Annotated in this window: 10 protein-coding genes; 3 read left to right on the forward strand and 7 right to left on the reverse strand. The window is 33.6% G+C overall.

Annotated features, from left to right (window positions below; genetic code table 11):
* Positions 1–200 precede the first annotated feature (200 nt).
* Genes HMPREF2811_RS03165 through HMPREF2811_RS11895 form a run of 3 tightly spaced genes read left to right on the forward strand, consistent with a single transcriptional unit; the run spans position 201 to position 1,742 of the window.
* A complete protein-coding gene (locus HMPREF2811_RS03165) occupies positions 201–953 on the forward strand; it encodes a helix-turn-helix domain-containing protein (RefSeq protein WP_071408072.1) in 753 nt (250 codons plus the stop codon).
* 18 nt (positions 954–971) lie between these two features.
* On the forward strand, positions 972–1,520 hold the full coding sequence (locus HMPREF2811_RS03170) for an IS3 family transposase (protein ID WP_141749242.1): 549 nt from the start codon (positions 972–974) through the stop codon (positions 1,518–1,520).
* A 33-nt stretch (positions 1,521–1,553) separates the two neighbouring features.
* Entirely contained in the window at positions 1,554–1,742 is a 189-nt protein-coding gene (locus tag HMPREF2811_RS11895) for an IS3 family transposase (protein WP_084801903.1), read from the forward strand.
* Positions 1,743–1,890: 148 nt separating this feature from the next.
* Here the strand turns inward: HMPREF2811_RS11895 and HMPREF2811_RS03175 are convergent, their stop codons facing one another.
* From HMPREF2811_RS03175 to HMPREF2811_RS03205, 7 genes are all read right to left on the reverse strand, one after another.
* A complete protein-coding gene (locus HMPREF2811_RS03175; protein WP_040466863.1) occupies positions 1,891–2,496 on the reverse strand; it encodes a cadmium resistance transporter in 606 nt (201 codons plus the stop codon).
* Between the two features lie 697 nt (positions 2,497–3,193).
* On the reverse strand, positions 3,194–4,183 hold the full coding sequence (locus tag HMPREF2811_RS03180) for a hypothetical protein (RefSeq protein WP_071408073.1): 990 nt from the start codon (positions 4,181–4,183) through the stop codon (positions 3,194–3,196).
* 354 nt (positions 4,184–4,537) lie between these two features.
* Entirely contained in the window at positions 4,538–5,035 is a 498-nt protein-coding gene (locus HMPREF2811_RS03185; protein WP_071408074.1) for a P-loop NTPase family protein, read from the reverse strand.
* Between the two features lie 199 nt (positions 5,036–5,234).
* Complete coding sequence (locus HMPREF2811_RS03190) at positions 5,235–6,140, reverse strand: AbiJ-NTD4 domain-containing protein (protein ID WP_071408075.1); 906 nt, start codon at positions 6,138–6,140, stop codon at positions 5,235–5,237.
* 133 nt (positions 6,141–6,273) lie between these two features.
* Positions 6,274–6,684: a hypothetical protein gene (locus HMPREF2811_RS03195; RefSeq protein WP_071408076.1), complete on the reverse strand. Its 411-nt coding sequence runs from the start codon at positions 6,682–6,684 to the stop codon at positions 6,274–6,276.
* A gap of 333 nt (positions 6,685–7,017) precedes the next feature.
* Positions 7,018–8,805 (reverse strand): recombinase family protein, encoded by a 1,788-nt coding sequence (locus HMPREF2811_RS03200; RefSeq protein ID WP_071408077.1) that lies wholly within the window; start codon positions 8,803–8,805, stop codon positions 7,018–7,020.
* 60 nt (positions 8,806–8,865) lie between these two features.
* Positions 8,866–9,012 carry an SHOCT domain-containing protein gene (locus HMPREF2811_RS03205; RefSeq protein ID WP_071408078.1) on the reverse strand — a complete coding sequence of 49 codons (147 nt, stop codon included), beginning with the start codon at positions 9,010–9,012 and terminating at the stop codon, positions 8,866–8,868.
* Positions 9,013–9,231 lie beyond the last annotated feature (219 nt).

The raw sequence follows: 9,231 nt of genomic DNA on the forward strand, positions 1-9,231 counted from the left end.
TATTTTTCTAGCTTAATTTTACTATCCAAGTTATTTAAAATATCTCAAAAACATCTACTAAGACATTAGTACCAAGCTTTCTCGGTATCCTGTTCCATACATATCCTTTAAACAAATCCTTAAAAATAAAGACTTCTTCTTGATATGCTCCCCCTAAAGTAGACACTAAAAAAAAGTAAACTACTTTAGGGGGAGGTTTTTTGCGTTCAAATAGAAAACACACTTTAACAGAGTTAGCTAACTATATTCATCTCTATGATGCTGGTCATTCTTATAAGAAACTTTGCGAAAATTATGGACTTTTGTTAGGTGGTTCGAGTTTTAACCAATACTATCTTAAGTTTTTAGAACATGATATGGCGGGACTGGAATCTTCTAGAAGAAACAACACCTATACTCAAGCATTTAAAGAAAGCGTGGTGAAAGAATGCCTTCAAACAGATAGTTCCATTAAAGAGCTTGCCAGAAAGTATCATATACCTAGTCATTCCACTGTTAAAGATTGGATTATCAAGTATACTGAAGGTGAACAAATAAAGAACTATCGTCCTAAACCCGAGGTGTATATCATGAAAGAACAAAAGAAAACACATCAAGAAAAGATTGCCATAGTCAAAGACTTTCTAGAAACTGGAATGTCTTATAAGGAGACAGCGGCTAAGCATCAAGTTTCTTACAATAATATCTATTTCTGGGTTCAAAAATATCAACAATTTGGACCGGATGGTTTAACGGATGGTCGGGGACGAAGAAAACCTGATACCATACAAACCGAAGAGGAAAAGTTACGCACAGAAAACGCCGCCCTCAAGGCCCGTAATGAGTATTTAGAGACAGAGAATGCTGCCTTAAAAAAATTGAAAGAAGTGGGAAGAGAGTTGATGTTCACAAAATCAGATACCAAGCAGAATACAAGACGATTGAGAAACTTAATCAAGATGGCCACAAAATAGAGGTATTATGTGAGGTGCTTGGTCAGCCGATCAGCTTGTTATAAGTGGCTCAAGCAACAATCCAGTCAGACAGAACAACGCTTAGAAAAGCTGATGGAACTCGTTCAAGAAGCTTATGACAAATATGAAGGCATCTATGGGTATCGTCGCATCACGATTTACCTTAACTACTTTCGACAAGCACAGGTTAATCTTAAGTGTGTCTACCGTTTGATGAAACAAATGGGACTCAAGGCAGTCATTCGACGTCAACGTTACCGCTATAAAAATCATTCTCCTCAACATATCGCAGAGAATGTGTTAAATCGTGAATTTAATAAGGATTATCAAGCGATGCAGGTTCTGTTAACAGATATCACTGAATTTAAGTACGGAGATAACCGTAAAGCTTATCTCAGTGCAATTCTCGATTATGGCACGAGACAGATCGTTGCCTATAAGTTATCGAAGCGGAACGATACTCAATTAGTTAAGGATATAGTCGTTCAGGTTGAAAAGGACCTGATTCCAGGGGAAACTTTAATTCATAGCGATCGAGGGTTTCAATACACTTCTCACTTCTTTTAAAGATTTATCAATGACAAACAGTTGATTCACAGTATGTCACATGTAGGTAAATGCATTGATAATGGTCCGATGGAGAATTTTTGGGGCATCATCAAAGTTGAGATGTACTCTTTAAGGAATTATGAAACGTTTGAGCAATTAGAAAAAGATATCAGACGCTATATCAAGTTTTATAATATAGAGCGGGGCACACTCGATATGGGGTTACGAATCCCTGCATAATAAAACCATGCATCAAACCAATGACGCATGGTACAATATTTTGGGTTCTATAATAAATGTACCGACCCCCAAAAGTTAGACCAAAAATCTAACTATTGTGGAGGCGGTACAATTTCCTTTAATAGGTCTGAAATACAAAAATAGACTATTAACTTGTGATTAGGGATATGAAATAATTAATCGTTCCATTTTCAATCAATATATAAAATCCGAGTCCAATAAACACGACTGGTACAATTATTTTTTCGTACTTTTCTACGATTTCTCCGATAGTAGAAATTGAAGCGAGACTTTGAGATAATTTGCATAGAATCAAAATCCCGAACGCAAATATTACTAAACTTATACAAACCTCGATCAAACTCTTTCCTATAAAAAAGGGGATATAAATTCCTAAATTATCTCCACCCATTGCCACTGTTAAACTTGTAAATGCTAAGATTTTTGATCCCTTTCCGGTAATTTTCCCCTCGATGTCTTCTTCATCAATATCTTCATCCACAAAAATTGCTCTTATACCAAGACCTAGTGGGATTAGACCAAGGAGCCCGATAATCCAATCTTGTGGAATAAAATTTAAAAAGTAAGCGACAATAAGACTAACCAGCACAAGCAATCCTGTACCTAAATACTGTCCTGTATAAATTGATTTCAAGCCTTCCTTGCCTTGACTAGCGAATAAAATAGTCAAAACAACTAAGTAATCAATTGATGTAGACACAAAAACTAATAAAGCGGATACTATTGTTTCCATTATTTCTCCTTTCAAAATATTTAATTTTTATAGCCAATCAAAAATTGACTGCATACACATTCTGCCTTGGCCGTTGCCAATGGATATATTTGAAGAAATAATTTCACACTTTTCCCACCTTTCCTTTAAACATTGCTTAAAATTTACTAAAATTACCGGATTATGTCAAGTATGCTCATAGATATCCACGCAAACTATGAAGATTGAAAATATATACGATTAGATAGAACAAACATTATTTATTTAATATTGAATCATCTTATTCACTATTTTCAAAGCTACGTAGTCTTTTAATAAAAAATTAGTCAGATAATTATCTAATTCAAACTTCATAAAATTATTAATTTCAAGCTATTTCGAACCCTTATACATCTATTCCATTGGCCGTAGAATTCACTAATCGGTCTTCTTTCAGTCGGCTTCTTAGGAATTCCTGGCATAGCAACTACCTAAGACTCGCTACACTCGCCTAGTTAGGTGCGTATCATCAATACTAGAGCCTCTGCTTAACCGAGTGGGGGACGCATTTGCTATTGTTTCACTTCACTTTGTTCGTGAAAGCAATGCAACTGCCTCGACATGTAAACTATAGGCTAATTCATCTCATTTACTCACTAACATAAACGCTATCTTATCATCCTTTTAGAGAACTCGACCATTAACCAATACATCTCGTATAATAAGTAGGCTATCCATCTCATAAATTAAATAAATCAAACCCTTGATTTTTAATTTGGTATCCTTTGTCTGTGGGCATCCCAAAAAAATCTTCAATTTGAGCAAATGAATAATTAAAGCTCTCTTTGTCTACTTCTGAGAGTGCATACCAAGCATCTGGATTGATAACTAAATTTTCTGTCCCTTTGATGATTAAATAATTAATGAAATTTTTTTCTTCTTCTTGCGTTAAACCTTTCAGACTAGTTACATAATCTGCTAATAATTCATCATTTTTTAACACAGCGACAATGGCGTAACTCTTATTTTCTTCAGGGAATACACTAAAATATAGATTAGACATTTTAGCATCATAATCTGATAAACTTTGAATTTTATTCCCATTTAAATCATCTATCGGCGTTAAGAAGCCAGTAGCAGCAAAATTTATTTCTTTATCAAATTCATAAACAACATAGTTTAAAACATTGAATTCATTATTCAAAATAGCCGCATCAAATACCTCTTTATCTTTCTCCATGTCTCTTTTTGCTAAAGTAAAACCTAATTGAGTATAATCAATTATAGAGTCAGTTGTAAATTTCTTCATTTCTTCTTGCTGTTTAACTCCCTCCATCTTTCTATGATATTCAACTGCAAAAGCACGGTATATATAGAGAAATACCTGTTTAATTTCATAATTAAAATCAAAATCTTCAATCGGACTGAACATTTGGTCGTGATGACCACAAAAACCTGTAAAAACAGTTGCTCTTTTTCTACCATACTCTGTTGTTAGCTGGAATGGATTATCTGATTTTGGTATCGGCATTATTACATTGCCATTTTTTGATATTTCTGATAAGACCTTATTATTTTGAATCGAGTGAGCTTTAATAATATTTTCGCTACATTCTTCTTTTTTAGGATGCAAACATTCTTTAATCCTACTTTTTTTAACTGTACTTTGGAATTGCTCAGATAATCTTCTCTTTAAATCTTTTTTCGATTGTTTTTTCTTTTTCCCCACTTAAAACCCACCTTCAAATTTATTAAGACTATTTATCTTTAAATTATTCATAAATTTATAAGCATTTTATGTTGATCAGTTCCCACATACTACCTATTAATTATTGGATATTATTCCCAATCTCCACCGTTTCCAAACCAATTATACTAAAAAATCAGCCCCTTGAATATGGTATGCACATTCAAAAAGCTGATATAGCAACATATTACCCTTTTACCTTTTCCATCAATACTACACACTCCACATGGGACGAGTTGATAGAATGAATGTCATTTGGCTATGTCCCTTCTTGGAAACATATCCATTGCGTTTTTAGTACTATTGGTAGAGGGAAACATATCGACAAACTGGAATTTATCGCAATAATTGAGAAAGAAACTCGTCGGCCTCTTCGCGGTTTTTGAAAACAAAAATATCCTTATCAGTGTATTCGGATAATAATTCCATCACAGTGGGTCTGCTAACGATGTTGTAGTTTTTGATAAATTGAATAAATTCTTCATCTACCTCGTCAGGTAACTCGACCCATGGCATATCTGTTCTTTCTTTTCCCCTTCTTGACATAATCCCATCTAGGCACACATCTAACGAATAATCCAAAAAAAACACAGTATCACAAGCTTCCAACCGTAATTTCATAGTTGAACCATAGTTCCCATCAATAATCCAAGTATCCTTTTCTACCGTTCGGTTAAGCCTTTCTATGAAAGTAGGTTTTGGTACAGTAGTTCTATCAGAGTTCCAGTTCATCATATCTAAATGATAAAGGGGGATTTGAGTAACTTTGTGCAATGCACGTGAAAATGTGCTTTTCCCACTTCCCGGACATCCAATCACTATAACCCTTTTCACTTTTCATCCCCTCCATAGATTAAATTTTTCCTCTATCACATCGAAACAATTACGGTCTCTGTTTCTCTATTCAATTATAATGTCATTACGTTGTAAATGTATGAATATGCGGTTTGATTCTCATTGCAGCCTATCAAGACATCTACTCTTTTATCAAATTTTCCTTTATCAAATGAATATTACATAATCGGTATTTCTTTTACTTCAAATATTGTATAGCCAGTGCAATTAGTGATAAACAACGATTGAAAAAATAGTCGTAATAACGGATATCAGTAATATCAATCCTATCAGTTTCATGATGCCGTATGCGATATTTATTTCCAATGTCCGTCAACACCTTAAATTCATTATTAAACAAATCGGCAAAATCATCATTTCCGTTTGCCATATCATTCACTATTTTTTCTGATGAATGTTTCTTATCTAACGTTGTATAGTAAGTTTTTAAGCGTTCTAATGCATCCCATATCTTTTCAACTGAATCTTGCCGAGCTGCCGGGTTTGGTGTTTTATATAATGCAACTGCATCTTTCAACAACTCTCTTGTACCTTGCTCATGTACCGATGTAAAAGAATTTTCTATTTCCGCTGTAAGTGGACTGTTCTCAACAATTCTTTCAATAATCTTTTCGTCCGTAAGTTCATATAGCAACCCAGACTCAGAGAATATTTCATTTATTGCCTCTTGGAAATTTTCAAATACATCTGAAGAATCATGGCAATCTATCGTTTGGTAGTTTCGGTATCTCTCATTATTCCATCGTTCTAAGATATCCTTAATATTTTGTGCAAAGAACTCAATAAGGTCTAAAAGCGAATATTGATCGTACTCATCTCCATATTGCGGTGTGCTAATTCTGTCATACTCATCCCGAAAGAGAGATGGTATTCTTATCTTTATTCTTGTTGTAAATCCGTTTTCATCAAATGCAATATAGTCGCTATCAGTAAAGTCGTGATGACAATTTAGAGCAAAAATATGTGTTAAATTCTTTTGATATCTTTTGCAGCAATCTAAGAGCAATGAATACATATCTCTGTTAATAGAATATGTCTTTTCCTGCGGTGCCCTTATACCATGTCTTTCAGAGTATAATCTCATAAGCCATCTCCTCATAAATTTGTTATATATATTAAGTCACTAAAATGTCCATTGTTAACTTAGATTTTATACATACTAATTCCTTAAAAGCGTTCATGCTCCCCAATAAATTAGAATGTGAAGATTGTTTTAATTATTGTATTTTTGAAAACAACTGTCCCGGAGATAACTTCCAAGCTCCTTTATTTTCTCTTAGGAAATCTGGAATACCTTTTTCATGTATAAAATTAACAGCTTCATCTCTCGTATATCCTTCTGAACGCACAAGATATGTTTCTAACTCTTTACATGGTAAATTTACGGTCCTTTCAGATATCATCAATTTCTCGCATTCTTCTTCACTTAAGAAATAATATTTCTGAAGCAAACGTATAATTTCATCATCGTTTATCTTTGCCTCAAACAAAGCTTCAGTAAGAATCTTGGCCCCATTATATCTTTCTTGTTGAACAGCGTCATCTTCATGCTTGAGTACAGCCTCTCTTGTAGCATCGATGAGAAAGCTTCCCGTACTAAACAAGTAGTTACTTAATTTTTTCCCCATGACCATTTCCTCCTTGTATTTCTTATTGGATTGTTATTTAGATTTATTGACTGTCTTAATTTCACCACAATTAGGTAAAATTATGGCCTGTTCAAACCTGACGCCCTGCACTTCTACGATAGCTTTCAACTCATTCAGGGTTACCATTACATTTTCTTAATGAAATTCTGCCACAATCATTCAGCACATCCAAGTTTACATTAAGAATATAATAAATCATCTTTTTTCTAAACACACGGAATTATTTAAACGTTACAAAACGTTATTATATATATATGAAAGACCACCCATCTCTACTGTAAGTCGTAATGCTAAAATCCTCTGTTAACAATTCTATTTTATCTCTTTTCCATCAACACAACCGTCTCTACGTGTGTTGGTACTAGTATAGGAACATAAATCTTTAACATCGTCATTAGTTTGTGAACACAATTTATTAGACTTTCGATTTCCTCTTGCATTCTTTCTTGCTGGCTTAAATTGATTACCATCCAAGCTATTTTTAAACCCTGTTTTATACACAAAGACAAGTTGTGCAGGGTCGATATTTCCATCTTCATCATATCCACCAACGATAACCTTTTCAACAATACTTTCAAATACATGACGGTCAAATTCATGTAACACTTCATTATTCTCCAGTGTTTTTTTGAATTCTCGCAAACGTCGCTTTACATCTTTTTCAGTTGTAGCAGTCTCTTGTAGTTTTATCCGTTCCTTAAGCAAATTTTCTTGTTTATTTGTCATATTAGAAAACTTTGATTCATAAGTATCTGAATCAATAATATCTTCTAGTCGCATATCAACTAGTTTACTTTTCTTTTTCTCTATTGCTTCAATCTCTTTATCAACTTTTGTAAGCTGTTTATTTATTGAGCTACTACTTAATGTTTCATCCATTATTTTTAAGAATTCATCTAGAACATCTTTATTGTCATCACTTAGAATACGATAACTTTCAATAAAGGCATCTTCAATTGCTTGTTCTGGGATTCCCTTACTCTCTGGACAATGCTTTTTTCCTTTTTTAGTAGCAGTTACACATTGCCAAATTACTTTACTGTATTCCGAACCGCTGTGCCATTTACGTCTAGTTAATGTACCCTTACAGAATCCACATTCAAGCAAACAACTAAAGGCATACTTCCTACTATATTTTTCTCTTTTAGTATTTCCATTTCCAATTTTACCACGGTTTTTATTTTTCCTATTTAATATCTCATGTGCTTTATCAAATACTTCTTCACTAATAATTGGCTCATGATGATTACGAATGTAAAACTGGTCTTCTTCTCCCATATTTTCCAAACGACGTTTTGAAATAGGGTCAACAGTGAAAGTTTTCCCCAATAGTATATCGCCTTTATACTTCTCATTCTTAATAATGCCTAAAACAGTAGTCGGTGCCCATGTGGCATTGCCATATTTGGTTAGGTAACCAAGATTCTCTAATTCCTTACCGATAACAGAACCTCCAGCTCCCTCTATATACCTATTAAAAATATAACGTACAATTTCTGCTTCTTCTTTATTGACGGTAATAGATTTATCTTCTGGATGATAGTCATAACCTAAGCAACCCTGAAAACCTACTAGCTCGCCACGTTTCATTTTCATTTTTAATCCTTTTTTAACATTGGAGGAAATATTTTCAACTTCCTGTTGGGCTACAGAACTGAGTACAACTAACAACAATTCTCCATCCATGGTTAAAGTATTTATATTTTCATCTTCAAAGAAAACAGCTATATTTTTTTCTTTCAACATACGTACATATTTTAAAGTATCTAAAGTATTCCTAGCAAATCTAGAGATAGACTTTGTAACAATCATATCTATTTCACCATTCATGCAATCATTAATCATTCTCTGAAAATCTTGACGATTTGTAACTTGTGTCCCAGTTATAGCTTCATCTGCATATATTCCTACGAATATCCACTCATTGTTTTTCTGTATTAAATCTGTGTAATATGTCTTTTGAGATTTATAACTATTTAATTGGTCTTCACTATCTGTACTTACCCTACAATAAGCCGCCACACGCAAACACTCAATCATTTTTCCCCGTTTTGATTTTGATATAGAGCTGCTAGCTTTAATAACTTCTACTTTTTTCATTTGACACCCTCCTTTTGTGTTCCTATAGTAGTCTTAATAGTCCACTAATTATAACACGATTTAAGAGGTTATATCTGAAACAATTTTATAATCTTTCATTATTTTTTGTTTTACTAGATAGTACTCTTTTTCAGAAATCAATTTTTGGGCAAGAAGTTGTTTAAGCATAGCTATTTGCATACTATAACGAATTAATTTTTTATTCATACACTCCGTCCCCCTATCTAATTTTTGTTTTACAAGTAATCGAACAGCTTTAGCAAAGCTCACGGGAGTTTCACCCCTGCATAGTTCTCATGTAGCCGTACCCATTGCCTGCGACGCTTCTAACGCTCGGACTGTGGCTATACGGGAGTATCATTATCACGATAAGAAAGTCATGGCTACAATCCCGCTTATAAAAGTTACAATAAGATTACCCAATTT

Origin of the sequence: Globicatella sp. HMSC072A10 (genome assembly GCF_001811625.1) — a bacterium.
In the GTDB taxonomy this organism is placed as follows: Bacteria; Bacillota; Bacilli; order Lactobacillales; family Aerococcaceae; genus Globicatella; species Globicatella sanguinis.